Source organism: Duganella sp. sic0402, from assembly GCF_019219065.1.
Taxonomy (GTDB): domain Bacteria; phylum Pseudomonadota; class Gammaproteobacteria; order Burkholderiales; family Burkholderiaceae_D; genus Rugamonas.
This window is the reverse complement of sequence record NZ_JAHUWK010000009.1, coordinates 170,757-196,180: the sequence shown is the minus strand read 5'-3', so window position 1 is coordinate 196,180 and position 25,424 is coordinate 170,757. Positions and strand designations below refer to the sequence as shown.

Annotated in this window: 30 protein-coding genes and 1 tRNA gene; 14 read left to right on the top strand and 17 right to left on the bottom strand. The window is 63.1% G+C overall.

From position 1 onward, the window contains the following. Positions 1 to 2 precede the first annotated feature (2 nt). The 3 genes from KW842_RS20760 (at position 3) to KW842_RS20750 (ending at position 1,944) form a co-directional block, all read left to right on the top strand. Positions 3 to 779 (top strand): DUF2491 family protein, encoded by a 777-nt coding sequence (locus KW842_RS20760; protein ID WP_218306023.1) that lies wholly within the window; start codon positions 3 to 5, stop codon positions 777 to 779. Between the two features lie 33 nt (positions 780 to 812). Further along, entirely contained in the window at positions 813 to 1,604 is a 792-nt protein-coding gene (locus tag KW842_RS20755) for a hypothetical protein (RefSeq protein ID WP_218306022.1), read from the top strand. A 64-nt stretch (positions 1,605 to 1,668) separates the two neighbouring features. After that, complete coding sequence (locus KW842_RS20750) at positions 1,669 to 1,944, top strand: DUF493 family protein (RefSeq protein ID WP_218306021.1); 276 nt, start codon at positions 1,669 to 1,671, stop codon at positions 1,942 to 1,944. Here KW842_RS20750 and KW842_RS20745 read toward each other — a convergent pair whose 3' ends face one another. Further along, positions 1,945 to 2,838 carry a transcriptional regulator GcvA gene (locus KW842_RS20745; RefSeq protein WP_218306020.1) on the bottom strand — a complete coding sequence of 298 codons (894 nt, stop codon included), beginning with the start codon at positions 2,836 to 2,838 and terminating at the stop codon, positions 1,945 to 1,947. A 111-nt stretch (positions 2,839 to 2,949) separates the two neighbouring features. On the opposite strand from KW842_RS20745, the gene yfcF reads away from it, so the two are divergent. From yfcF to KW842_RS20710, 7 genes are all read left to right on the top strand, one after another. Then, entirely contained in the window at positions 2,950 to 3,576 is a 627-nt protein-coding gene (gene yfcF / locus KW842_RS20740; RefSeq protein ID WP_218306019.1) for a glutathione transferase, read from the top strand. Positions 3,577 to 3,604: 28 nt separating this feature from the next. Further along, on the top strand, positions 3,605 to 4,264 hold the full coding sequence (lipB, locus tag KW842_RS20735) for a lipoyl(octanoyl) transferase LipB (RefSeq protein WP_218306018.1): 660 nt from the start codon (positions 3,605 to 3,607) through the stop codon (positions 4,262 to 4,264). A gap of 7 nt (positions 4,265 to 4,271) precedes the next feature. After that, positions 4,272 to 5,246: a lipoyl synthase gene (gene lipA / locus KW842_RS20730; protein WP_218306017.1), complete on the top strand. Its 975-nt coding sequence runs from the start codon at positions 4,272 to 4,274 to the stop codon at positions 5,244 to 5,246. A gap of 107 nt (positions 5,247 to 5,353) precedes the next feature. Then, a complete protein-coding gene (locus KW842_RS20725) occupies positions 5,354 to 6,016 on the top strand; it encodes a uracil-DNA glycosylase (RefSeq protein WP_218306016.1) in 663 nt (220 codons plus the stop codon). Further along, entirely contained in the window at positions 6,017 to 6,439 is a 423-nt protein-coding gene (locus KW842_RS20720) for a PaaI family thioesterase (protein WP_218306015.1), read from the top strand. A gap of 44 nt (positions 6,440 to 6,483) precedes the next feature. Then, entirely contained in the window at positions 6,484 to 6,957 is a 474-nt protein-coding gene (locus KW842_RS20715) for a group 1 truncated hemoglobin (RefSeq protein WP_218306014.1), read from the top strand. Between the two features lie 16 nt (positions 6,958 to 6,973). Then, positions 6,974 to 7,843, top strand: a complete 870-nt coding sequence (locus KW842_RS20710) for a DUF3034 family protein (protein ID WP_218306013.1) — start codon at positions 6,974 to 6,976, stop codon at positions 7,841 to 7,843. On the opposite strand, the gene cynS is transcribed toward KW842_RS20710, so the two are convergent. From cynS to KW842_RS20655, 11 genes are all read right to left on the bottom strand, one after another. Then, a complete protein-coding gene (gene cynS, locus KW842_RS20705; protein WP_218306012.1) occupies positions 7,840 to 8,283 on the bottom strand; it encodes a cyanase in 444 nt (147 codons plus the stop codon). The two genes, KW842_RS20710 and cynS, sit on opposite strands and share 4 nt — an antisense overlap. A 12-nt stretch (positions 8,284 to 8,295) precedes the next feature. Then, entirely contained in the window at positions 8,296 to 9,075 is a 780-nt protein-coding gene (locus KW842_RS20700; protein ID WP_218306011.1) for an ABC transporter ATP-binding protein, read from the bottom strand. After that, a complete protein-coding gene (ntrB, locus tag KW842_RS20695) occupies positions 9,065 to 9,922 on the bottom strand; it encodes a nitrate ABC transporter permease (protein ID WP_218306010.1) in 858 nt (285 codons plus the stop codon). The genes KW842_RS20700 and ntrB overlap by 11 nt, the downstream gene beginning before the upstream one ends. Continuing rightward, a complete protein-coding gene (locus KW842_RS20690; RefSeq protein WP_218306009.1) occupies positions 9,922 to 11,295 on the bottom strand; it encodes a CmpA/NrtA family ABC transporter substrate-binding protein in 1,374 nt (457 codons plus the stop codon). The genes ntrB and KW842_RS20690 overlap by 1 nt, the downstream gene beginning before the upstream one ends. A gap of 81 nt (positions 11,296 to 11,376) precedes the next feature. After that, positions 11,377 to 11,976, bottom strand: coding sequence for a response regulator transcription factor (locus KW842_RS20685; protein ID WP_218306008.1), 600 nt, complete (start codon positions 11,974 to 11,976; stop codon positions 11,377 to 11,379). Beyond that, entirely contained in the window at positions 11,973 to 13,112 is a 1,140-nt protein-coding gene (locus tag KW842_RS20680) for a PAS domain-containing sensor histidine kinase (protein WP_218306007.1), read from the bottom strand. The genes KW842_RS20685 and KW842_RS20680 overlap by 4 nt, the downstream gene beginning before the upstream one ends. Positions 13,113 to 13,118: 6 nt before the next feature. Beyond that, the gene (locus KW842_RS20675; RefSeq protein WP_218306006.1) at positions 13,119 to 13,631 is read right to left on the bottom strand and encodes a peroxiredoxin; all 513 of its coding nucleotides are present in this window, start codon (positions 13,629 to 13,631) and stop codon (positions 13,119 to 13,121) included. Further along, positions 13,628 to 14,308, bottom strand: coding sequence for a BON domain-containing protein (locus KW842_RS20670; protein WP_218306005.1), 681 nt, complete (start codon positions 14,306 to 14,308; stop codon positions 13,628 to 13,630). Before KW842_RS20670 ends, KW842_RS20675 begins: the two co-directional genes overlap by 4 nt. Then, on the bottom strand, positions 14,301 to 14,897 hold the full coding sequence (locus tag KW842_RS20665; RefSeq protein WP_218306004.1) for a phosphoheptose isomerase: 597 nt from the start codon (positions 14,895 to 14,897) through the stop codon (positions 14,301 to 14,303). Before KW842_RS20665 ends, KW842_RS20670 begins: the two co-directional genes overlap by 8 nt. Positions 14,898 to 14,954: 57 nt before the next feature. Then, complete coding sequence (locus KW842_RS20660) at positions 14,955 to 15,305, bottom strand: YraN family protein (RefSeq protein ID WP_218306003.1); 351 nt, start codon at positions 15,303 to 15,305, stop codon at positions 14,955 to 14,957. Positions 15,306 to 15,312: 7 nt separating this feature from the next. Continuing rightward, positions 15,313 to 16,578: a penicillin-binding protein activator gene (locus tag KW842_RS20655; protein ID WP_229223819.1), complete on the bottom strand. Its 1,266-nt coding sequence runs from the start codon at positions 16,576 to 16,578 to the stop codon at positions 15,313 to 15,315. Positions 16,579 to 16,744: 166 nt separating this feature from the next. Between KW842_RS20655 and rsmI the strand changes: the two genes are divergently transcribed. After that, positions 16,745 to 17,647: a 16S rRNA (cytidine(1402)-2'-O)-methyltransferase gene (gene rsmI / locus KW842_RS20650; protein ID WP_218306001.1), complete on the top strand. Its 903-nt coding sequence runs from the start codon at positions 16,745 to 16,747 to the stop codon at positions 17,645 to 17,647. A gap of 3 nt (positions 17,648 to 17,650) precedes the next feature. Here the strand turns inward: rsmI and KW842_RS20645 are convergent, their stop codons facing one another. Next, positions 17,651 to 18,007, bottom strand: a complete 357-nt coding sequence (locus KW842_RS20645; RefSeq protein WP_218306000.1) for a hypothetical protein — start codon at positions 18,005 to 18,007, stop codon at positions 17,651 to 17,653. Positions 18,008 to 18,241: 234 nt separating this feature from the next. On the opposite strand from KW842_RS20645, the gene KW842_RS20640 reads away from it, so the two are divergent. The 3 genes from KW842_RS20640 (at position 18,242) to KW842_RS20630 (ending at position 20,452) form a co-directional block, all read left to right on the top strand. After that, a tRNA-Pro gene (locus KW842_RS20640) sits at positions 18,242 to 18,318 on the top strand. Between the two features lie 119 nt (positions 18,319 to 18,437). Continuing rightward, positions 18,438 to 19,721, top strand: coding sequence for a sensor histidine kinase (locus KW842_RS20635; protein WP_218305999.1), 1,284 nt, complete (start codon positions 18,438 to 18,440; stop codon positions 19,719 to 19,721). Positions 19,722 to 19,723: 2 nt separating this feature from the next. Beyond that, a complete protein-coding gene (locus KW842_RS20630; RefSeq protein ID WP_218305998.1) occupies positions 19,724 to 20,452 on the top strand; it encodes a LytTR family DNA-binding domain-containing protein in 729 nt (242 codons plus the stop codon). Here the strand turns inward: KW842_RS20630 and KW842_RS20625 are convergent, their stop codons facing one another. The 4 genes from KW842_RS20625 to bioB all read right to left on the bottom strand — a co-directional run bounded on the left by KW842_RS20625 (position 20,453) and on the right by bioB (position 25,420). After that, the gene (locus KW842_RS20625) at positions 20,453 to 21,364 is read right to left on the bottom strand and encodes a hydroxymethylglutaryl-CoA lyase (RefSeq protein WP_218305997.1); all 912 of its coding nucleotides are present in this window, start codon (positions 21,362 to 21,364) and stop codon (positions 20,453 to 20,455) included. 1 nt (position 21,365) lies between these two features. Then, positions 21,366 to 22,298 (bottom strand): glyoxylate/hydroxypyruvate reductase A, encoded by a 933-nt coding sequence (locus KW842_RS20620; RefSeq protein ID WP_218305996.1) that lies wholly within the window; start codon positions 22,296 to 22,298, stop codon positions 21,366 to 21,368. An 11-nt stretch (positions 22,299 to 22,309) separates the two neighbouring features. Then, complete coding sequence (locus KW842_RS20615; protein ID WP_218305995.1) at positions 22,310 to 24,292, bottom strand: acetyl/propionyl/methylcrotonyl-CoA carboxylase subunit alpha; 1,983 nt, start codon at positions 24,290 to 24,292, stop codon at positions 22,310 to 22,312. Between the two features lie 78 nt (positions 24,293 to 24,370). Next, a complete protein-coding gene (bioB, locus tag KW842_RS20610; protein WP_218305994.1) occupies positions 24,371 to 25,420 on the bottom strand; it encodes a biotin synthase BioB in 1,050 nt (349 codons plus the stop codon). Positions 25,421 to 25,424: the final 4 nt, after the last annotated feature.

Here is a 25,424-nt window from a genome sequence, read left to right as displayed (position 1 = left end):
AGATGGGCTGGAGCGATGCATACAACTACCTGCGCAATGGCGCGGCCAAGCTGATGAATGATGACGCGCCGCGCACCGATACCGGCCTGCCGCTGGGCGCGCGCATCGGCAGCGTGGTCGTCATCCAGCAGTCGCCGCTGTTGCGGGCGGTCGGCGAAGGCGCGCTGATTACGCTGCCGGATGCTGACGACACGCGCATCGTCGCCGTCTCGCAGATCCAGCTGAAGCAATCGGGCGGCCTGTACCGCTATTACCTGGAAACCGGCGACCGCGACGACAAGGAGAAATTCTTGCAGGTTTACCAGAACGCCAGCGGCGACGTCAGCGAAATCATGTACTGCACCCAGCTGGCGCGCGTGATTCCGGAATCAGCAGAGGACCAGGACGCCTACACCGGCCGCGCCGGCGCCGGCCTGGGCGACCGCAGCTACACGCTATGGCGCGAGCAGCTGGGCGATATGGGCCTGGACCTGGAGTTGATCTTTGGCGCCAACGATGGCATCGACTACTGGCGCGACGCCGGCGACCCGGAGGTGGCCTACATGCCGCCGTTCACCGGCAGCGAAGTACGGCTGGACGACGCCAGCGGCGGCACCGGCCTGCGCCAGGAAATGTACTTCATGCCGTATGTGCGCGAACTGCGCAGCGGCACACACGAATATCTGCTGATCACCACGGAAATCATCCACAGCGTGAACGGCGATACCAGCAAACGCGGAATCCATGTCGACTTCGTCATCGGCATTCCGGTGGAGCAGCAACGCATCGTTATCCAATGATGCGCAACCTTTGTAAACCTTGAGGAAACTGAAATGAGCAACTTGAATGGCTGGGGTTTGACCGCGCGACTGATTTCCAAGCACTTTGGCACGCTCGGCAATCGCGTTTCCGAAGCGATCGCCAACTTTGATCCGGAAACCGCCACCGAGGCCGACCGCGACCGCCTGGCCGACAATCTGCGCAGCGCCGCGCAAAAGCTGGCCGCCGCCCGCGCCGCCTTTGACAAGGAAGCGAACGACGTGGTCAAGCTGCGCCAGCTGATCGCCACCGACGAGCAAGCCGCCGGCACGTTGGCTGAGCGCCTGGCCTCCGGCAAAATTTTGGAGTCCACCATCACGCTGTTCTGCGACGAGCTGGAAGGCAACAAGGCGCGCCTGCCGCAGGAATTGCAGGAGGAAGCCGACGCCAGACAGTACATGGACGAGCTGCAAACCATCGTCGATGCGCTGTCCAAGCAGCTGTCCGAGTTCGACGCGCAGGCGAAGAAGGCGATGCAGGCCTTGTCCTCGGCGCGCGCCCAGCAGGACTTGCAGCAATTGCGAGCCGAGCGCCAGGCGCAGCTGGCCGGGCTGCAAGGCATGCGCGGCCAGTCGAGCGCGCTGAGCGCCCTGACCCGCCGCGCCGAAACCATCCGCAACGATGCCGAAGGCTTGCGCATTGTCACGGATATCGGCCAGAAACCGCTGGACCAGGCGGCTGAGCTGGAGGAGATCCGCAAGTCGGTCAGCCAGCCTGCGCTGGGTGGCAACGAGTCGGCGCTGGCGCGTTTGCAGCGCCTGTCCGGCAAGCCGGCGGAGGAGCCGCTGGCGCTTGCAAAGTCCTGATCGGGCTACAATATAGGGTAGTGCTTCCATGTTGGAGGCACTACCTTATTAGATTGGAAAGAATATGCAAGCGATCCCGCCATCAGAGTCCCTCATCGAATACCCGAGCGACTTCCCGATCAAGGTCATGGGGCCGACTCATATCGATTTCGCCCCGACCATCATCGTGGTGGTGCAAAAGCACGACCAGGAATTCCATGAAGGCAGAATGGAAGTCCGCCCATCGGCCAAGGGCAATTACACCGGCCTGACCTGCACCGTGCGCGCCACCAGCCGCGAGCAGCTGGATGCGCTGTACACCGAGCTGTCGGCCCATCCGATGGTCAAGATCGTCATGTAATCAGGCTTGCTGGCGCTGGAAGGCGTTGATTTCTTCCAGCAGCCAGTCACGGAACGCCAGCACTTGCGGCTTGCTTGCCGCATTGGGCGGCGTGACGAAGTAGTACTCATCCGGGCTGGGCGTGGCGATATCGAACAGCCGCAGCAGCTGCCCGGAAGCGATCTCCTGCATCGCCACCACATGCCGCACCAGTGCCACGCCGTTGCCGTCGGCAGCGGAGCGGATCAGCATCGACAAATCCTCGAACATCAAGCCGCCTGACGGTTCCGCCAGGTCGAGTCCGGCCGCGTGCAGCCAGGGCGACCAGCGCTCGGTCGAGCGCAGCAGCGTGTGCCTGGCCAGATCGGCTGGTACGCCAGGCAGCTGCCCGTCGCGATAGTGTGGACTCACTACCGGGTAGTACACATCGCCCATCAAGCGCAACACCACCATGCCCGGATAGTTGCCGCGACCGAAGCGGATGCCAACATCCACCCCTTCCCGCGCCAGATCCTGCATGTGGCCGCTGGATTGCAACACCACCTCGATATCCGGATGCAGCTCGATGAAACGCCCCAGGCGTGGCGCCAGCCAGCGCGCCGCGAACGATGGGATGGAGGTAATCGTCAGCCGCTGGTTGATGCTGGTGGCGCGCATGCCGTCGGTGGCGGCGGCGATATCGGCAAAGGCTTTGCCGAGGAACTGGGCGAACTTCAGCCCGTCGTTAGTTATTTTCACCTGGCGGCCATGGCGCACGAACAGCGGCCGGCCCAACTCCTGTTCCAGTCCCCGCACCTGATGGCTGATCGCGCCGTGGGTCAGGTGCAACTCTTCCGCCGCGCGCGAGAAATTCTCGTGGCGGGCCGCCGCCTCAAAGGCGCGCAAAGCGGAAAAATTGGGCAGGCGACGCGCCATCCTGTGGATAACTATGTGAGTAAAACTAACAAGAATTGCGAAAATATACCGTTATACAGGCACTTACACAAGGTTTACCATGTGAATAAATCTACCTAAGCCGGAGCCGCCATGCCGTTACAACTGTACGTCGATGCCTTGCACACCAGCCCTTATGCGCTTTCCGCCTTCGTGGCGCTGACCGAAAAGCGCCTGCCTTTCGTGGTGAAGACGGTGGACTTGTACAGCGGCGAGCAGAAGCTGGCGGCCTATGCCGGACGTGCCTTGACGGCCCGCGTGCCGGCGCTGGTGGATGGCGATTTCGTGCTGACCGAGTCTTCCGCCATTACCGAATACCTGGACGAGACGTTCCCGCCGCCGGAATACATCGCGCTGTATCCGCAAGAGCGCCGCCAGCGCGCCCAGGCACGCCAGCTTCAGGCCTGGCTGCGCAGCGACCTGGTGCCGGTACGGATCGAGCGCGATACCGAAACCGTGTTCTTCGGCAAGGCCTGCGCGCCGCTGAGCGAGAGCGCGCAAGCCGCCGCCGCCAAGCTGGTGCAGGTGGCCAGCCACTTCGTGCAGGGTCCGCAACACCTGTTTGGCGATTGGTCGATTGCCGATACCGACCTGGCCATGATGCTGAGCCGGCTGGCCTGCAATGGCGATCCGATCCCGGCCAAGGTCAAGGAATACGTGGAATTCCAGTGGCAGCGCCCGTCGGTGCAGCAGTGGCTGGAGCGCCAGCAGCCGGGCTGAAAGCGTCGCCCGGGGGTATAATGCAGGGATGACGTTCCCAACCTTCCCTGAGATCAAGCATCTCGGCAAAGCCGATTACGACAGCACGTTCGCCGCCATGCGGGCCTTTACTGACGCCCGCACGCCGGACACGCGCGACGAACTGTGGATCGTCGAGCATCCGCCGGTCTACACGCTGGGCCTCGGTGCGGATCGCGGCCACCTGCTGGCCGGGGCGTCGGAGATTCCCGTGGTGCAGACCGACCGCGGCGGCGAAGTCACTTACCACGGCCCAGGCCAGGTAGTGATTTACCTGCTGATGGACCTGCGCCGCAACAAGCCGGGCGGCAAGCTGTATGCGCGCCAGTTCGTGCATAAAATCGAGCAGGCGATCATCAATGTCTTGCAGGCGTATAATCTCGTCGGTGAGCGCGTTGAAGGCGCGCCGGGCATCTATATGGCCGGCGGTGACCACAAAGGCGCCAAAATCGCCGCGCTGGGCTTGAAGGTACGCGGCAATGGCTGCACCTACCACGGGCTGTCGCTGAATGTGGCGATGGACCTGGCCCCGTTTTCCTGGATTAACCCATGCGGCTATGCCGGGCTGGAAACAGTCGATATGCGTACTGTCGGTGCGCAGGCAATGCTGTCGGATGTGCAACAGCAGCTGGCCGAGGAATTAGTCCGCGTCCTGGCGGCAAACGAATGAACTGATTATGACCACTGAAACTCCTGTAGCTTACAACCCGAGCGAAAAGCAAAAAGGCGCCAGCAAGACTTCGCGCATCCCGATCAAGATCGTGCCGATCGAACAGGTCGAGCGCCTGAAGAAGCCGGACTGGATACGCGTCAAGGCCGGTTCGCCGAACACCCGTTTCTACGAAATCAAGGAAACGCTGCGCGAGAACAAGCTGGTCACGGTATGCGAAGAAGCCAGCTGCCCGAACATCGGCGAATGCTTCGGCAAGGGCACGGCCACCTTCATGATCATGGGCGACAAGTGCACCCGCCGCTGCCCGTTCTGCGACGTCGGCCACGGCCGTCCTGACCCGCTGGACAAGGATGAGCCGACCAATCTGTCGCACACCATCGCCAAGCTGCGCCTGAGCTATGTGGTGATTACCTCGGTCGACCGCGATGACCTGCGCGACGGTGGCGCTGCCCACTTCGTTGAGTGCATCTCCAACACCCGCGCGCTGTCGCCGAAAACGCAGATCGAAGTGCTGGTGCCGGACTTCCGCGGCCGCCTGGAAAAAGCGCTGGCGATCTTCGCCGACGGCCTGCCGGACGTGATGAACCACAATCTGGAAACCGCGCCGCGCCTGTACAAGGAAGCGCGTCCTGGTTCGGACTATATGCACTCGCTGAAGCTGCTGAAGGACTTCAAGGCGCTGTATCCGCAGGTGAAAACCAAGTCGGGCATCATGGTTGGCCTGGGCGAGACCGACGAGGAAATTCTGCAAGTGATGCGCGACATGCGCGAGCACGACATCGACATGCTGACCATCGGCCAATACCTGGCGCCGTCCAACAGCCACCTGCCGGTGCGCCGCTACGTGCATCCGGACGTGTTCAAGATGTTCGAGGAAGAAGCCTACAAGATGGGCTTCAAGCACGCCGCCGTGGGCGCCATGGTGCGCAGCTCGTACCACGCGGACGAGCAAGCGCACAACGTGCTGGCAGCAGGTTAATTAAAGGGCTCCTTCGGGAGCCCTTTGACTTTTAGCCGTAAAACTATTGACCGACGGTTGCGTTTCATCGGACTATTTCGGTTTATGGAAATAAGCCGGGAACGCAGATGAGTGTACGCATAGAGGAGTCGTGGAAGCAGCGTTTGCAGGGGGAGTTTGAACAGCCCTATTGGGAATCGCTGACCGCCTTTGTGCGTGCCGAATACGCTGCCACGCAATGCTGCCCGGCCGGTAAAAATATCTTCCGCGCTTTTGATCTGACGCCGTTTGATCAGGTGAAGGTCGTCATCCTCGGCCAGGACCCGTATCACACGCCCGGCGCCGCCATGGGTTTCTGCTTCTCGGTCCCGGAAGGAAATCGTCCGCAACCAAGCTTGCAGAACATCTTCCAGGAATTGCATAACGATCTGGGTGTCGACCGCCGCCACACCGACTTGAGCGACTGGGCGCAGCAGGGCGTGTTCCTGCTGAACAGCGTGCTGACCGTACGCGCGCGGGAAGCCGGTTCGCACGCCAACAAGGGCTGGGAGACGTTCACCGACAGCGCCATCAAACTGCTGTCGCAGCAGCGTGAAAACATCGTGTTTATTTTGTGGGGAAGCTATGCGATTGCCAAGCGCGCACTGATCGACAGCCGCAAGCATCTGGTGATTACCTCGCCCCACCCTTCGCCGTTCTCCGCGCACAAAGGCTTCTTCGGCAGCAAACCGTTCTCGCGCGCGAACGATTACTTAACCTCCAACGGCCAAGCGCCGATACAGTGGGCTTAAATGGACGCCAGCAAATTCACTCCGGAATACTTCAACACCTTCGGCAAGGGCACGCTGCCGGATCATCTGGGTATCGTCATCGCCTCGGTCAAGGAAGGTGAGATCGTCGCGGAATTCGATGTCAGCAAAAACCATCTGGCGCCGAATGGCTTTCTGCACGCCGGCAGCGTGGTGACGCTGGCCGATACCGCCTGTGGCTACGCGTGCTTCTCGCACCTGCCGGAAGGCGCGCAGAATTTCACCACCATCGAGCTGAAATCCAACCATCTCGGCACCGCGCGCGAAGGCACGGTGGTGGCGACTGCCAAGGCGGTGCATCTGGGCCGCACCACGCAGGTGTGGGACGCTACGGTGATCGATAAGGCCACTGGCAAAACAATAGCGTTGTTCCGATGCACACAAATGGTTTTGTATCCCAAATAGCTGATAAATTTGCGGGTAGGCATGACCACTCATGAGGATACCCGATGATCAAATTCTCCCGCATGGCCGCCATTGGCCTGCTGCTGGCCTCCTCGCTGGCGATGGCGCAAACGCCGTACACCGACGATGCCACTTATCAGGGACTGGGCGGCAAGGAAGGTATCAAGAAGATCGTCGATACCTTCATTACGCTGGTGCTGGCCGACCCGCGCATCAAGGATAACTTCAACGATTTCGATATTCCGCAGCTGAACGTGCGTCTTCAGGAGCAGTTCTGCGAGTTCGCCGGCGGCCCGTGCAAGTACACCGGCAAATACCGCGACAAGACCATGGACGGCGTCGGTACCGTGCGCGATATGCAGACCGTGCACCAGGATCTGAAAATCACCAACGCCATGTTCAATGCGCTGACCGAGGATTTGCAGATCGCGATGGAACAGCACAATGTGCCAAGCAGCGTTGCGCTCAAGCTGGTCGCCAAGCTGGCGCCGATGCAGCGCGACATTGTGACCAAATAACCGCCAGGAGCCGAGCATGAAAAAACTCATCCCAGCTTTGTTGGTGTGTGCTTGCACCAGCGTGAGCGCGCAGGACATGGGCAAATTGCTTGCCACCGGCGGCGTCTCGCAAGTGGAAGGCGCGGGCGGCGGCGGTATCACGCCGTGGGCGCTGATCACCGGCTATGGCACGCGTGATTCGTGGGGTGCCAACGCGCACTACACCTACATCAAAACGCAGGACTACAAGTTGAACAGCTACGGCGTGGCGATTGGCGTATCCGACCGTCTGGAAGTATCGTTCGCCAATCAGGAATTTCAGGGCAGCCTGGCGCCGCTGGATAAGCTGAACATCAAGCAGGATATCTTCGGCCTTAAGCTGAAGGTAGTGGGCGATGCGGTGTACGAGCAGGATAGCTGGGTGCCGCAAGTCGCCATCGGCATCATGTACAAGAAGAACAAGGGCATCGATGGACTGGGCGCGCTGGGCGTCACCAACGTCAAGCAGCTTGGGGCGAAGGACGATAGCGGCTACGACTACTATGTCTCCGCCACCAAGATCTATCTGGAACAAAGCCTGCTGCTGAACGCCACGCTGCGCGCTACGCGCGCCAACCAGATGGGCATCCTCGGTTTCGGCGGCGACAAGAACGACGATACGCGCCTGATGCCGGAGTTCTCGGCTGCCTACCTGATCAACCGCAAGCTGGCGCTGGGCGCCGAATACCGCCGCAAGCCGCACAATCTCGGCGTGGATAACGAGAAGGCGTATTACGACGCCTTCATCGCCTGGTTCCCGACGCGGAATTTTTCGGTGACGGCGGCGTATGCCAATCTCGGCGACATCACCATCTTCAATCCGAAAAAGCAGAAGGGCCTTTACCTGTCGGTGCAGGCGGGCTTTTAGTAGGATTTATAAGGCAGGAATTTGCCGCTCAGGACTACCTGAACGCGGTCGCCTTTCGGATCGGCTTCGCGCTGGATATCCATCGAGAAGTCGATCGCGCTCATGATGCCGTCGCCGAATTCCTCGTGGATCAATTCCTTGATGGTGGTGCCGTACACGCTGACGATTTCGTACCAGCGGTAGATCAGCGGATCGGTCGGCACGGCGCTTTGCAGCGAACCTTTGTAGGGCACGATCTGCAGCCATGCGGCTTCTTCGTCGGTGAGGCCGAACAATTCCTGTGCCTTGTCGGCTTGCTCGCGGTTGAAGGTCATCTGGCCCAGCAGCGCGGCGGTGGTCCATTCCTTACTTTGGCCGAATTGCTTGGCCAGGTCGCCCCAGCGCAGGCCTTGGGCTACTTTGGCAGAGATGATTTTTTGCGTGACTTGATTGCGGTCCATGAGGTTTCTCCTTTAGTTGGAACGGTGGACCAGGAAGTCCACCAGGTGATTGCGCAAGGGGTAGAACTGAGGATGGTGGTGCATGCCGGCGCGCGTGCGGTCCTTGGGCAGCGGATTGCTGACCACTTCGGCAATGCGCGCGCGCGGGCCGTTCGACATCAGCATGATCTTGTCCGATAGAAGAATCGCTTCGTCCACATCGTGGGTAATCATGAATACGGTTTGATGGGTGGCAGCGCAGATTTTCAGCAGCTCGTCCTGAATCACGCCGCGCGTCAGCGCGTCCAGCGCGCCAAACGGTTCGTCCAGCAGCAGCATCTTCGGCTCGATGGCAAACGCACGGGCGATGCCGACGCGCTGCTTCATGCCGCCCGACAGCTCGGACGGCTTCTTATTCTCTGCATGGGACAGGCCGACCATGGCGATGAAGCGCCTGGCGTGTCCGCTCATCTCCGCCTTGCTCCACGCCGGATAGCGCGACTGCACGGCAAACAGCACGTTTTCCAGTACCGTCAGCCACGGCATCAGCGCGTGGCCCTGGAATACCACGCCGCGTTCCAGACCGGGTCCGCTGATCTCGCGGTTGTTCATAAAGGCGTGGCCCTCGCTGGCCGTCTCCAGTCCCGCCAGCACATTCAGGATGGTTGACTTGCCGCAGCCGGAGTGGCCGATCACGCAGACGAATTCGCCCTGCTCGATATCGAAGGCGACGTTTTCAAATACCGGCGGCGCCGATGCCGCGTAGCGCTTGGCCAGGCCCTGTACGCGCAGGAAAGGGATGTTATTCGACATAGGTCACCATTTTTTGCAGTCGTCCCAACGCCAGGTCCAGCAGCATGCCCACCACGCCGATCAGGACGATGGCGAACAGCACGCTGGTCAGCGACAGGTTGTTCCATTCATTCCACACGAAGTAGCCGATGCCGGTGCCGCCCACCAGCATTTCGGCCGCGACGATCACCAGCCAGGCGATGCCCATCGAGATGCGCATGCCGGTCAGGATGGTGGGCGCGGCGGCCGGCAGGATCACGCGGCGCGCGGTGCGCAGCGGCCCTACTTCCAGCGTGCGCGCGACGTTGAGCCAGTCGCGCCGCACCGAGGCGACGCCGAAGGCGGTGTTCATCAGCATCGGCCACAGTGCGCAGATGAAGATGACGAACATGCCGGACAGCGAAGAATCCTTGATGGTGTACAGCGCCAGCGGCATCCATGCCAGCGGCGAGATGGGCTTGAGGATCTGTACATAGGGATTCAGCGCACGCTGCATCAGCGGCGACATGCCGAGCACAAAGCCGACCGGGATCGCCACCAGCGCGGCCAGCAGGAAGCCGACGCCGACCCGCGCCAGCGAGTAGCCGAGCTGGATGCCAATGCCCTTGTCGTTCGGGCCGTTATCGTAGAACGGGTGGGCGAGATGGCCGGCGGCTGCGCGGGCGAATTCCAGCGGCGTGGGGAAGCCGCCACTGCTTTTCGGCGCCTCGACACTCTTGCCCATCAGCGCAGCGTATTCCGCATCGGCTGCGGAGACAGCACTGGCGGGCGCCGTGGTCGGCAAGGTGGCGAGGTGCCACGCGCCGACCACCAGCAGCAACAGCAGCAGCGACACCAGCGCCGCGCGCAGATTCAGCGAAGCGCGCATCAGCGGCTGCTCCGCTTGATGGCGAAGCTGTCGGCATACGCCGCCGGCTTGGCCGGATCGAATACCTTGCCCATCACGGTAATCGGCTTGTTGACGCCTTGCGGCACTGGCTGGCCCAGCTCCTTCATATGCTTCTTGGCGTCGGTCAGCAGCAGCACTTTTTCGGTGATGGCCTTGTAATCGATATCCTCCTTGATATAGCCCCAGCGCTTCATCTGCGTCAGTATCCACACGCCCATCGAGTGCCATGGCACCGGATCGAAGCCGGCGCGGGTCGGTACGTTGCGCACATTGCCCAGGCCATCAGCGAACTTGCCGGTCAGGACTTGCGTAACCACCGTCTCCGGCTGGTTCAGGTAAGCAGCCGGTGAAATCACCTTGGCCACCAGTGCGCGGTGCTGCGGATCGTTGGCCATGGCGGCGGCGGTCAGCACGGCGCGGAACAGCGCGGCGAAGGTGTTTGGATTCTGGCGCACGAAGTCGTCCGGTGCGCCGAAAGCGCAGCACGGATGGCCGTCCCAGATTTCCTTCGACAGGAGATGGATGAAGCCCACCTCGTCGTACACGGCGCGCTGGTTGAACGGATCGGGGCCGAGGAAGCCGTCGATATTCCCAGCGCGCAGATTGGCCACCATCTCCGGCGGCGGCGTGACGCGTAGCTGCACGTCGCGGTCCGGATCAAGGCCGTGTTCCGCCAGGTAGTAGCGCAGCAGGTAGTTGTGCATCGAGTACTCAAACGGAATGGCCAGCTTGAAGCCCTTCCACTGCTTCGGATCGCGCTTGTCCTTGTGCTTGAGGTGCAGCGTGATGGCCTGGCCGTTGACGTTCTGGATGGTGGCAATGCGCGTTGGCTGCGGCGCAGCGCCGCCCAGTCCCAGCGACATCGCCAGCGGCATCGGCGACAGGAAGTGCGACGCGTCGTGTTCCTTGTTGATGATCTTGTCGCGTATCAGCGCCCAGCCGGCGGTTTTGTTGAGCGTGACGTTGAGGCCCTGCTTGCGGTAGAAACCCAGCGGATCGGCCATGATCAGCGGCGCCGCGCAGGTGATGGCGATGAAGCCGACCTTCAGATCCTTTTTCTCCAGCGCGCCATTGGCGCCGCTGGTTTCCTGGGCCATCGCCTGCATCGCGCTCATCGGCAGCAGGCTGGCGATGGCGGCGCGCGCGGTGTTGGCGCCGACCGCGCGCAGGAAATCACGGCGTTGCTGCGCTTTGGGGAACATGGCGCGCAGCAGCGATTCTTCAACCACGTCGTTACTCAGTTGTTCGACGGAGGCGGTTGCGTCTGCCGCGTGTTCGGCGGCGCTGGCGTGGCGTCCGCAGCCGCAAGCCAGGGCCGGACGGTCGGCGTCATAGGGACGGAAGATCGACATGGACTACTCCTTGAGTGGTGATGTCGATCATGCTCGCAAGCGCCGGGCCACCCGCCTGCGCGCTGTAGTGCTGGCCCTACATCACAACTGAATCAGCTGGTGCTGCACGGCGTACAGGGCGATGCCGACGTCGTTGCTGGCGCCGGTCTTTTCCAGGATGCGCGCACGATAAGTGCTCACTGTGTTGGAGCTGACGCCCAATTCCAGTGCAATCTGCCCCACGCTGCGGCCGGCGGCGATGGCCTCAAAGACTTGATATTCGCGCTGCGACAGCGTTTCGTGCGGCAGCTTGGGCGCGTTGCCCGGCGCGAGCGAACCGCCGTTGGCGATCAGGCGGATGGCCGCCAGCAGCTCGTCGGCATCGACGCTTTTATTCAGGTAGCCGGCCGCACCCAGCTTGTAGCAGCGCAGCGCGTACTGTTTTTCCGGATAGGTGGACAGCATCAGCACCGGCAGGCGCGGTGCGCGGCGCTTCAGTTCCGCCAATACCTCCAGCCCGTCCTGCAAGGGCAGCGCAATATCCAGCAGCACCATGTCGATGGCCTGGATGCCGGCCTGGCGCAGCGCCTCCGGGCCGTCGGCGCACTCGCCGGCCACCTCGATATCGCCGGCATCGGCCAGGATCTGCTTCAGGCCTTCGCGTACCACGCGGTGGTCGTCGCACAGCAGCACGCGGATCATGCGGTGCTCCTCAGCGGCATGGTCAGGCGCACGCGCGTACCCACCCCGTCGTCGCCCCGCGCGATGTCCAGCGCACCGCCGAAATGCAGCGCGCGTTCGCGCATGCCCATCACGCCGTAAGAGTCCTGGTCGCTGAGGCGTGCGGCAGGCGCGCTCGCGTCTACACCAACCCCATTGTCGGCCACCTCCATCTGCAATTCATGCGGCAGCAGGTGGATGCGGATGCGCACCGCCGTCGCCCCGGCATGGCGCGCCACATTGCTCAGCATCTCCTGGAAGATGCGGAACACGGCGGTGGCCTGCTGCGCTTCCGGGGCCGGCGCATCGGGCGCGGCGGCGATGTCGGTGTCGCAGTCGATTTCGGTGGCGTCGGCAAACTCCTGCAACTGCCATTCCAGCGCCGCCAACAGTCCCTGGTGATCGAGGATGCTGGGCCGCAGGTCGGTGATGATGCGGCCGACATCCTCCACCGCGCGTTCGATCAGGCGGTTCATGGTCTGGCACTTGTCAGCCACCGGTTCGCGGTCGGTGACGCGGCGGGCGATCCAGTTGACGTCGAATTTCAGCGCCACCAGCAGGCTGCCCAGTTCATCGTGGATTTCGCGCGCGATGCGCTTGCGTTCCTGCTCGCGCACCGCTTCGGTGTGTGCCGACAGCTGCCGTAGTTGCAGCAGCGCCTGCGACAGCTCGGCGGTGCGCTCGGCCACGCGCTGTTCCAGCTCCAGCCGCGCGCGCGCCAGCGCTTCCTCGGTCTGCTTGCGCTGCGTAATGTCGGTGAAGGTGATGACGGCGCCGCGCACCTCGCCCTGGTCGATCACCGGGTGCGACGAGTATTCGGCGTTGAAGCGGCTGCCGTTGGCACGCCAGAACACTTCCTGGTCGTTGCGGCACGGACGGCCAGTGCGGAAGGCCAGGAAGATCGGACATTGCTGCTCTTCGTAATGGCTGCCGTCGGGATGGGAATGGTGGATCAGGTCATGCATGTTCTGGCCCAGCACCTGCGCGGTGCTGTAGCCGAGAATCTCGGCGCCGGCGCGGTTGATGAAGGTGCAGCGGCCGTCGAGATCGACGCCGAACATGCCGTCGCCGGTGGATTCCAGCAGCAGCGTCAGCTTGTCATGCCATGCCGCCTGCATGGACGCTCAGCCTTTCAGCGATGCGTCCAGCAGTTTGTGCAGCGCCGGGAAGTCCGGCTCGCCCAGGTAGCGCTTGAGGATTTTGCCGTCCTTGCCGATGACGAAGGTGGTCGGCGTCATCGACACATTGCCGTAGGCCTTGGCGGCCGAGCCGTCGACGTCCAGCGCCACTTTAAATGGCAGCTGGCGCGTTTCGGTATAGTTGATCACGTAGTCAGGGCGGTCGTGGCGCATCGCCACGGCAACGAATTCCAGGCCCTGTGGCTTGAACTTGTTGTAGGTGGCGACCATGTCCGGCATCTCCTTGATGCAGGTGGCGCAATCGGTAGCCCAGAAGTTCACCATCACCACCTTGCCCTGCAGGCTCTCCGGCGTGATCTTGTCGCCCTTGATGCTGAGGAAGGTGAGCTGCGGCGCCACCTCGCGCTTGGATACCGTGGCGTAAGCGCCGACGCCGATGGCGGCAACCGCCACAGCGGCGATCACCGGTTTGATCCAGCCGCGCGAGGAGGTACTCATGGATTGCTCGTGCTATTGCCGGTGTTGCCAGCGCCAGCGCCGGCAGGCTGCGGCTGGTACGACTTCCACTCGTCTTCCGAGATGTACTCGAATACCTTGACCACTTTCATCACGCCGCTGACGCCGCGTGCGATGTCGGCGCCGATCTGGCCTTCGCGCTGCGTCACGCGGCCCTGCAGGTAGACCACGCCGCGTTCCGTTACCACCTGGTAGGAGTTGGCCGAAATGTCCTTGGCGTCGACCAGGCTGGCCTTCACTTTGGTGGTGATGATGGTGTCGCTGGAGCGCGAGGTGTAGCTTGCCGGACCGGCGATTTCCAGCTCGTTGATGACGTCGATCACGCCTTCGATGCCGCGGACTTCGCGTTCGATCTGCGCTTTCATGGCTTCATCGCGGACTTCGCCGGTCAGCAGCGCGCGGCGGTTGAAGCTGTTGATGTTGACGTGCGCGGCGTTGCCGCCGACGTTGTTGATCTTGATGCCACCCTTGACTTCAATCGCACGGTCTTCCGTCTGCGCACCAAAGGTGCGGCGGTCGGAGGCCGCCAGCGTACCGGAAATCGCACCGCCCGCGACCAGCGCGACACAGCCCGACAGGGACGCCAGCATGGCGCCGCACAGCACGCTCAGGGCCAGCGGACGTTGTACTTTTTTCCAGATAGCGCTGGATTTACTCATTCACATCTCCTCCGAACAGGGCGACGTCGATGCCGTCGCAAATAGCATGGATGGTGACCAGGTGGACTTCCTGGATACGGGCAGTACGGTCGGCCGGTACGCAGATGTGTACATCGGCGTCGGTCAGCATCTTGCCGATGGCGCCGCCGCCTTTGCCGGTCAGGGCTACCACGCGCATTTCGCGTTCCAGCGCCGCTTCAATTGCCGCCATCACGTTGGCCGAATTGCCCGAGGTCGAAAACGCCATCAGGATGTCGCCGGCCTGGCCGAAAGCCTGCACCTGCTTCGAGAAAATCTCGCGGTAGCTATAGTCGTTGGCCACTGCCGTCAGGATCGACGTGTCAGTGGTCAGCGCCATGGCCGGCAGCGGGAAACGCTCGCGTTCAAAGCGCCCCACCAGCTCGGCAGCAAAGTGCTGCGAGTCGGCGGCCGAACCACCGTTGCCGCAGACCAGAATCTTGTTGCCGTTGGACAAAGCCGCAAACATCATCTCAATCGCTTGCGCAATATGCGGTGCGAGGACGGTGGCGGACTGGATTTTAGTTTCGGCACTTTCGTGGAAGTGCGCCAGGATGCGTTGATTAGTCATAGTGTGATGATTATAGTGCAGTCGTCCGCCAGACCGGACAAGCGCTGTTAAAAATGCTTACATCTCCAGTGCGTTTTGTATCCATGATAACTTTTCCTCGTCGATGGCCACCAGATCGAAGCGGCACGGCGGGGGAATTTTGTGGCGTAAAAGATAATATTGCGCCGCGCGGAACAGGCGCTGCTGCTTGGCCGGGGTGACGCTATACACCGCGCCGCCGAATTTCATGCTGGCGCGGCGGCGCACTTCGACAAACACCAGCACCGGCCCATCTTGCATGATGAGGTCGATTTCTCCCGATTTACACAGGAAATTGCGCTCCAGCAGCGTCAGGCCGTGGGCGAGGAGATGGGCCAGCGCGCGCTCCTCGCCCTGACGGCCCAGCCGCTGCTGTGGGGTGCGCGGCATGGCGTCCTCATTGGGCCAGCGCTTCCGGTGCGCCGTTTTTGTAGACCGCCGACGGCTCCACCCGCTCGAAGCGGGCCGGACCCTGGCCGAAATCGATGCTCAGCTTGCCGGTCACGCCATCCAGCTGGAAGCGGCCGACCGGGTGGCGGCCGATTTCACGCGCCACGCGGAAGGCGTCGATGCCCAGCGCGTACAGGCGCGACATGTCGGCGCCACCGACCCCGGCTTGCAGCGGACGCGGGTAGACCATCACCGCCGGATGGTCGCGCTGCACCTGCCATGGCAGGTCGAGCAGGCGCACGCCTTCCAGGTCCTGGGTCGGAAAACCGGCGCCGGCGCCCGGATTCAGCGCCGAGGTGCCGTACAGCGGCAGGCTGCTGAATTGCTCGCTGGGCGCGGCTGGCGGTGGCGGCGGCATGGCGTCGGCGGTGCTGAAGATCGGATTGGTCGGCTCGGCGCTGACGGCGCTGCCGAGCGCAATGCGCAGCTGGCGCGTCTGGTCGGCGCCCATGGCCGAGAACAGCAGGCCGGGCAGGTTCTGGCGCAGATTGGCGCGCAGCTGTACCAGGTCCGGATCGCTGAGATAGCTGTCCGGCGCGTTCAGTTCGACCACGCGCACCGGCCGGCCCAGCCGTTGCCATTCGGCGGCGAAGGCGCTGGCCACCCGGCGCTGCCAGGACGAATTGGTGGTGAGTACCACCGCGCCGCCGTCCGGCTGCTCGCCCGCTGCCCATTGCGCCACCTGGCGCGCCTCTTCCTCGATCGACAGGCCGATTGCCAGCATGGATGGCGGCAGTGGCGCTGCGCCCGGCTGGCCGTGGCCTTCCGGATAATTCAGCGCGATGGTCGGCTTGCTGAGCAGCGGACTGGCGGCGATGGTGGCCACGGCCGAGCGCGACAGCGGGCCGACCACGATGTCTTGCTCCTGCAAGGCGCGGGCGTAGGCGGACAGAATATCCTGCGGCACGTCGCCGGTTTCCAGCACGGTGACGCTGATGTTGGCGCGGTCGCGTTCCCATGCGGCCATGAAGCCGGCGCGCACCGAATCGGCAGCGGCGCCCAGGGTTTCCGAACGCAGCGGCAGCAGCAGGCCGATGCGCACCGGCGCCGTGGACGGCTGGCTGTCCTGGCCGGCCTGGTCAGCTGAACGGATGATGGCCGGCGGCTCGGCGCGTGGCGGCAGCTGGCTACGGTCTTCCTCGGCTGCGCTCGGCAAGCTGATGGCGAAGGTTTCCGCCGCCGGCTGCGGCGGCTCAGGTGGTGGCTTGGGCAATGGCGGTGGCGGCGGCAGCAGCTTGACCTGCGGCGGCGGACTTGTGTTTGCCGCCTGGGGCGAGCACAATCCCCCCGGCGCGTTGCAAAACGGCGTGCTGCACGCACTCAAAACTGCGGCGCCCATGCACAGCAGCGTCAACCTCACACTTTTCATCCTACCCCCAATGAGCGACCTCGATTCCAGTTCCATAGCCAATTTGCCCGTCATGGGCGAAATGGCGCATCAGACCTATCCTAGCGCAACCTTGTACGTCGTGGCGACCCCCATCGGCAATGTCACTGATATTAGCCTGCGCGCGCTGCATGTTTTGAGCCTGGTCAATGCTGTGGCATGTGAAGACACGCGCAATACGGCGACGCTGATGGGCCGCTTCGGCCTGCACAAGCCCTTGATCGCGGCGCATCAGCACAATGAACGGGAAGCGGCGCAGATGTTGATTTCCCGTCTACAGGCCGGTGAGCGGATCGCGCTGGTGTCGGATGCGGGCACGCCGGCGGTGTCCGATCCGGGCGCGCGCATTGTCGACGCGGTGCGGGCGGCTGGCTTGCGTGTGCTGCCGCTGCCGGGGGCGTCGGCGGCGGTGACGGCGCTGTCGGCCAGCGGGCTGGTGAATGATCAGTTTTATTTTGTCGGCTTCCTGCCGGCCAAGGCCAAGCAGCGCGAGAATTTCCTTGGCACGCTGCGCTCGGTGACGGCGACCATGGTGTTTTACGAAGCGCCGCACCGGATTCTGGACTGCGCCAGCGCCTTGGCGGCGGCGTTCGGGCCGACCCGGCAGGTGGTGTTTGCGCGCGAACTGACCAAGATGTTCGAGGAAATCCACCGCTGCCCGCTGTCCGAGGCAGAAGCGTGGATCAAGGCTGACGGCCATCGCGAGAAAGGCGAATTTGTCGTGCTGCTGGAGGGCGCCGTCCCTGCGGATGATGAAAACGACGCCGAGGCGGACCGTATCCTGCAGATTTTGCTGGCGGAGCTGCCGCTTAAACAGGCAGCCGGCCTGGCCGCGCAAATCACCGGCCGCAAGAAGAATGCGCTGTACGACCGCGCGCTGGTCCTCAAAGGCTGATATTCAGAACTTGCAGCCGCTGTCTTTTTTGTCGATCAGCCAGATCAGCGGTGCGAACAGGCCGCCGCGGCCCTTCAGGCAACTGGGGCGCCGGGCGCCTTCCAGCTTCTGCGCCAGTTCATTGGTGGACTGTTCCGGATACAGCGGATGTTCCTCCAGCTGGGCGGTCAGCGTGCCGGCCTTGGCGGGATCTTTTTCCCTGGTGACTTTGCGGGCGGCTTTTTTGGCGGCCTCGATATCGAAAGTTTTCGGCTGCTGGCCGGCGTACAGCGGATCTTGCTCGCGCGGCGCGGTGATGGGCTGCATTTCGGCTGGCGGCTCCCGCACCGGCTCGACGCCAGGCTGAGGCGCTGCTGCCATCGCTGCCGGCTTGGGCGCTTGCGGGCACGGCCTCGGGCGGGCTGGACAGCCGATAGCCAAACAGCAGCAGCGCGTGCAGCGCCAGCGAGATGGCAATCCCGGCAAGCACACCTGGCCGCTGGCGCTGGACGGGCGCATCGAATGAAATCGTGGCGTTCATGAATGAAGATATTAGCATCGAAGTGTAGGAGGCACTTGACGGTTTCCTGGCCAGCCTGTATTATCTTGCTTCTTCGGAGTGTAGCGCAGCCCGGTAGCGCACCTGGTTTGGGACCAGGGGGTCCAAGGTTCGAATCCTTGTACTCCGACCAAAATCTAAAAACCCTGTTTGATGGCAACGTCAAACAGGGTTTTTTCCTTTTCGCTCCCGATTTCGCCCCTTTCGTCGCACACGCCGTTGCCGCGCTGCGCTGCCGTTAGAATGGCTGTTATGAATACGACACCTTTCTACCGCAAGTCCGCGCCGGTCGAGCACGACCGGCGGCTGATGTGGCGCTACGCCGGGCAATCGCTGCTGCGCCTGTGGTCGGGCATGGCGATCCTGATCCTCTGCTTTATCGTGGTGCTGCTGTCGATGCAGTCCTCGATTGGATTATTTATCGGCATGCACCCCAACCTGGGCGCGACGGTGGCGTTCAACATCCTCTGGTTTGCGCTGATACCCACGGCGGTGGTGGTCAGCAGCGTGCGCCGCCGCCTGATGGAGTTGACCGACGCCGGCACGCCGCTCAGTGCCGAGATGCTGAGCTCACGCCCGCGCCGGGTGCTGCTGTCGCCGCTCGATCCACTGACCACCTACAACGTCTGTGCCGAAACGCTGTCCGGGCTGGCGGTCGGGCAGGCGCTCGGTTATGGCGGGCCGGCGGTGTTCCGGCATTCGCCATTCACCGGCAAGATCGTGCTGGGGCCGTGGCGGCCGCTGTGGCTGGGCCGCAGTACCGAAGTGGTGGTGGAAGGCGAATCTGGCGGGCCGGTGGAGGTGCGCATCCGCCGCCGCTTCGGCATCAACTTCTTTTGCGTGCAGCGCGGTGAGGCGCTGACTGCGGTGCAAACCATCGCCAGCCATTTGCAGGCGCAGTTTGAACAGCGCGACCGCGCGCTGCGGGCCATCAAGCGGGAACAGGAGCTGGAACGCGCGGCCTTGCAGTCGCGGTTGACGGCCTTGCAGGCGCAGGTCGAGCCGCATTTTTTGTTCAACACGCTGGCCAACCTCAAATACCTGATCCGCACCGATGCCGACACCGCGCAGCAAATGCTCGACCACCTGGTCGGCTACCTGCAAAACGCCCTGCCCGACATGCGCTCAGTATCGTCCACGCTGCAACGCGAGCTGGCGCTGGTGCGCGATTATTTGTCCATCATGCAGATCCGCATGGGGCAGCGGCTGCACTTCCGTATCGAGGCTGAAGAGGCGGCGCTTGCCCACGCCTTTCCGCCGGCCATGCTGATCTCGCTGGTGGAAAACGCCATCAAGCATGGCCTGGAGCGCGCCAGCCGGCCGGGCGAGATCGTCATCACCGCCACACTGCGCAATGGCGAATTGCGCGTGCAGGTGTGCGATGATGGCGCCGGCCTCACCGAACACATGGGCCAGGGCTTCGGCCTGGCCAACATCCACCAGCGCTTGCAGCTGCTGTACGGCGAACGTGCAGCGCTGTCGGTGTCGGCGGCGCAAACGGGCGGCGTGCAGGCCATGCTCACCATCAAGGAGTAACGATGCCGATCGCATTGATCGTCGAAGACGAGCCGCTGCTGGCGGCGGAACTGCGCGACCAGCTGGCCGCGCTGTGGCCGGAACTGGAGATTGCTGGCCATGCCGAAAACGGCGTCGAAGCTGTCTCGCTACTGGAATCGCTGAAGCCGGAGGTGGTCTTCCTTGACATTCAGATCCCCGGTCTGACCGGCATGGAAGTCGCGCGGCATGTCGGCGAGCAGACGCAGATCGTTTTTGTCACCGCGTATGCCGAGCATGCGGTGCAGGCTTTCGAGGCCGGTGCGCTGGACTATATCGTCAAGCCGGTGACGGCGGCGCGGCTGCTGCAAACCGTGAAGCGGCTGAAGACGCGTGGCGTGGCGCCGGTGCCGGAGAATGTGTGGCGGCAGCTGGCGCCACCGCCGGTGCAGCATCTGAAGTGGATCAAGGCGTCAGCCGGCAATACGGTGCGGCTGGTGATGGTGCGCGATGTGCAGTTCTTCCAGTCGGACGGCAAGTACACGCGCGTGGTGACGCTGGATGGCGAGGCGCTGATACGCCTGCCGCTGAAAAGTCTGGTCGAGCAGCTGGACCCTGCGCAGTTCACGCAAATCCATCGCGGCGCCATTGTCAACCTGGAAGCGATAGACCGCATCGAGCGCGATGGCACGGCGATGGACATCCGCATCAAAGGACGCGCCGACAAACTCGCCGTCAGCGACGCCTACACACGCCAGTTCCGCCAGATGTGATCAGCCCGCGCGCTTGGCGGCGATGGCGTTGCCGGCACGGCTGGCGCCTTTGCGGTTGAGGAACTGCGAAATAAACTGGCCCGCATCCACCACGATATCGAGATCAATGCCGGTGTCGATGCCCAGCCCCTGCATCATGTACAGCACGTCCTCGGTGGCGACATTGCCGGTCGCACCTTTCGCATACGGGCAGCCGCCCAGCCCCGATACCGACGAATGATAAATCGCGATACCCAGTTCCAGACTGGCATAAATATTGGCCAGCGCCTGGCCGTAAGTATCGTGGAAGTGTCCCGACAGGCCGTCAACGCGGAATGCGCTGATGGCGCGCTCCATCACCGCCTGCGTCTTGCGCGGCGTGGCCACGCCGATGGTGTCGGCGATGTCGATTTCATCGCAACCCAGGTCGCGCATGCGGCCCACCACGTCGGCCACCGCGTCCAGCGGCACCTCGCCCTGATAGGGACAGCCAAAGGCGCAGCTGATGCTGCCGCGCAGACGGATGCCATGCTGCTTGGCTGCCTTGGCCACACCCTCGAAGCGGGCGATCGATTCGGCGATGGAGCAGTTGATATTCTTTTGCGAGAACGCCTCCGAGGCCGAGCCGAAAATCACCACCTCATCCGCGCGCGCAGCCAGCGCCGCCTCAAAGCCCTGCATATTCGGCGTCAGCGCCGAGTAGACCACGCCCGGCTTGCGCGCGATGGCGGCCATCACCTCGGCGCTGGTGGCCATCTGCGGCACCCACTTGGGCGAGACGAATGCCGCCGCCTCGATATTCTGGAAGCCTGCAGCAGTCAGGCGGTTGACCAGTTCGATCTTGATCCCGGCCGGGACGTTTTCCTTCTCGTTCTGCAGGCCGTCACGCGGGCCGACTTCGACGATTTTGACTTGTTTCGGTAAGCTGCTCATTTCAATATCCCAGTGTACGGTCGACCACGCCGGCGATGGCGACGCCTGCTTCGGCCTTGCGGATGTTGGCGGCAATCTGCTGCACGCTCTCGCGGCGCAAGGTCAGCGCGGAGATGTGCGGCGTAATGGTGATGCGCGGCTCCTGCCAGAACGGATGCTGCGCCGGTAAAGGTTCGTTGCGGAACACGTCCAGCGTGGCGGCGGCGATGTGGCCGGACTTGATCAGCGCCACCAGGTCCGGCTCGGCGATGTGCGCGCCGCGCGCCACGTTGATGATGAAAGCGCCCTGCGGCAGCTTGCACATATTGCTGCGGTCCATGATGTTGCCAGTGTCCGGCGTCAGCGGCAGCATGCACACCAGCACGCGGCTGCCGCGCAGGAAGGTGTCCAGGCCGTCGGCGCCAAGGAAGGTCTGCACGCCGGACACGCTTTTCTCGGTACGGCTCCAGGCGCGCAGCGGGAAGCCGAACGGCGCCAGCGCTTCCAGCACACGGCTGCCCAGCACGCCCATGCCCAATACACCGACCGCGAAATCTTCGCGGTGGTATTGCGGCAGCGGCGCCCATTTTCCGGCGCGCGCCTGCGCCTCGTATTCGTCAAAGCGGCGGAAATAGCGCAGCACCGAGTGAGTCACGTACTCCGCCATCTGCAAGCCCATGCCGGCGTCTTCCAGGCGCACGATGGGGATGTCGCGCGGTAGCGCGTCGCCGAACTTGAGCAGCGCGTCCACGCCGGCGCCGGTGACGAAGATGGCTTTGACGGTCGCCAGCTCGGCCAGCATCGCTTCTGGCGGCGACCAGACCACGGCGTAGTCGCAAGCCTGGCACTTCTCGCCGGCATGCCAGATTTCGATCTCGGCTTCCGGCAGGAATTTGGCGAAGTCCTTGATCCACGGCTCGGTCTTGCCGTCGGCGCGGTGTAACAGGATGCGCATGGTGATTCTCCTTACGCCGTCTTGAAGGCCAGTAGTGGCGCGCCATCCGCGACCTGGTCTCCCACGCCGTACAGGATGTCGTCGACCACGCCGTCATGCGGCGCAGCGATGGTGTGCTCCATCTTCATCGCTTCCATGATCACCAGCGCCTCGCCTTTGCGGACTTCCTGGCCTTTGCTGGCGAGGACGGCGACGACCTTGCCCGGCATGGGTGCAGTCAGGCGGCCGCCTTCGGCTTCGGTTTCGCCGGCGTGGGCCATCGGATCGCTCCAGGTGAGCTGGTAGTGCGCGCCGTTGCTGAAGACGTGGAATACGTCGCCATCGCGCAGCACCGTACCGCGCGCGGACTGGCCGCCGAGCTGGATGCTGTAAGCGCTGCCGTCGCGCGCCGTCACGCTGAGCGCTTGCGGTGCTTCGTTGCTGGCACTGAATAGCCAGCCTTCGCGGCGATAGCTGACATAGCTGTCGTAGCTGGCGTGTTCATCGCTGAACGCCAGATGGCGCGCGTAGGACTGGTTCATGCGCCAGCCGCTGGTCTGGCCCCACGGATCAGCCGCGCCACTGTTCTCGCTGCCGAGCAGTGCGGCGGCGGCCAGTGCGAGCGCCGTTGCCGGCGCTGGCTGTGCAGCAGGGAACAGGGTGTCGTGATTGCGTTCGATCAGGCCGGTGTCCAGGTCGGCGCCAGCAAAAGCCTGGCCTTCAATCAGCCGCTTGAGGAAGGCGATGTTGGTGTTCAGGCCGACCACATGGTACTGCTCCAGCGCCTGCGCCATGCGGACCAGCGCCTGCTTGCGGTCCGCGCCGTGGACGATCAGCTTGGCGATCATCGGATCATAAAACGGTGAGATGGCATCGCCTTCGCGCACACCGGAGTCGATGCGCACATCGCCCAGCTCGAACGAGACGGCGGCAGGCGTGCCCAGATGGCGCAGCGTGCCGATCGACGGCAGGAAGCCCTTCTCCGGATTCTCCGCGTAGATGCGTGCTTCGATGGCGTGGCCGTGAATAGCCAGTTGGTGCTGCTGCTTCGGCAGCGGCTCGCCTGCGGCAACGCGCAACTGCCATTCGACCAGGTCGGTCCCGGTAATCATTTCTGTCACTGGATGTTCGACTTGCAGGCGGGTGTTCATCTCCATGAAGTAGAAGCTGCCGTCCTGGTTGGCGATGAATTCCACCGTGCCGGCGCCGACGTAGCCGACAGCGCGCGCGGCGGCCACTGCGGCCTCGCCCATGGCTGCGCGGCGCTCGGCCGGCATGCCTGGCGCTGGCGCTTCTTCCAGCACTTTCTGGTGACGCCGCTGCACCGAGCAGTCGCGCTCAAACAGATAGATGCAATTGCCCAGCGTATCGGCAAACACCTGGATTTCAATGTGACGCGGACGCTGGAGGTATTTCTCCGCCAGTACCTTGTCATCGCCAAAAGAACTGATCGCCTCGCGCTTGCAGGACGCCAGCGCATCCTTGAACTGCGTCGAGCTCTCCACCACGCGCATGCCCTTGCCGCCGCCGCCGGCGGATGCCTTCAGCAGCACCGGGTAGCCGATGCGGTCTGCCTCGCCGTTGAGGAAGTCCGCATCCTGCTGCTCACCGTGATAGCCAGGCACCAGCGGCACATTGGCCTTTTCCATCAACTGCTTGGCTGCCGACTTGGAGCCCATGGCGCGCATTGCGGATGCAGGCGGGCCAATGAATACCAGGCCCGCTTCGGCGCAGGCGTCGGCAAACTCGGCATTCTCCGAGAGGAAGCCGTAGCCGGGATGGATGGCTTGTGCGCCTGTGGCCTTGGCCGCAGCAATGATCTTGTCGCCGCGCAGATAGCTTTCCTTGGCGGCGGCAGGACCGATCAGCACTGCTTCGTCGCACACGGCGACGTGTTTGGCGTTGGCGTCGGCTTCGGAATAGACAGCCACAGTTTTAATGCCCAGGCGGCGCGCGGTAGCGGCCACACGGCAGGCAATTTCACCACGATTGGCGATCAGAATTTTGGTAAACATCGTCTCTCTCTTTGCAGCTTAATTTTGTAAATTCGCTGGAAGTTTTTTTATGGTGATGCTTGAAGTGCAGCTGTCAGGTTAGCAGCCGCACTTCTCTTTTGGTGCCGATTCCAGAACGGCGCCACGGGTTTTCAGGCCCAGTTTCGCCAGCAGCGCACGGTCGTCGTTGGCTTCCGGGTTATCGGTGGTCAGCAGCTTGTCGCCGTAGAAGATCGAATTGGCGCCGGCCAGGAAGCACATTGCCTGCACCGCTTCGCCCAGCTGGCGGCGGCCTGCCGACAGACGCACGCGTGCTTTCGGCATGGTGATGCGCGCGATGGCGATGGTGCGCACGAACTCCAGCGGGTCCAGCGGGTCGATGCCATACAGCGGCGTGCCTTCCACCTGCACCAGGTGGTTGATCGGCACCGATTCCGGGTAAGGATTCAGGTTGGCCAGCTGCGCGATCAGGCCGGCACGCTGCTCGCGCGATTCGCCCATGCCGACGATGCCGCCGCAGCACACCTTCAGGCCCGCTTCGCGTACATGGCCCAGGGTGTCCAGGCGGTCCTGGTATTCGCGGGTGGAGATCACGTTGTCGTAGAACTCCGGCGCGGTGTCCAGATTGTGGTTGTAGTAATCCAGGCCGGCGTCCTTCAGGCGCTGCGCCTGGTGCTCTTCCAGCATGCCCAGCGTGGCGCAGGTTTCCAGGCCCAGCGCTTTCACCGAGCGCACCATCTCTTCGACCTTGTCCATATCGCGCTCTTTCGGGCTGCGCCATGCAGCGCCCATGCAGAAGCGGGTGGCGCCGTTGTCCTTGGCTTGCCTGGCCGCGTCCAGCACGGTGTCGATGTCGAGGATTTTCTTGGCTTCGACGCCGGTGTCGTAGCGCGCGGCCTGCGGGCAGTAGCCGCAGTCCTCTTCGCAGCCGCCGGTTTTAATCGACAGCAGCGTCGCCAGTTCGACGTCGCCGTCCGGGAAGTTAGCGCGATGGACTTGCTGCGCCTTGAACAGCAGGTCATTGAACGGCAGGTCAAACAATGCCAGCACTTCTTCGCGCGGCCAGGTAGCCGCTGGCGGCAGCGTGATCGCAGCCGTCGGGCGGTGCAGGGAAACGACCTTTGGTTCTTGCAGGGTGTTCTGGGACATCGTG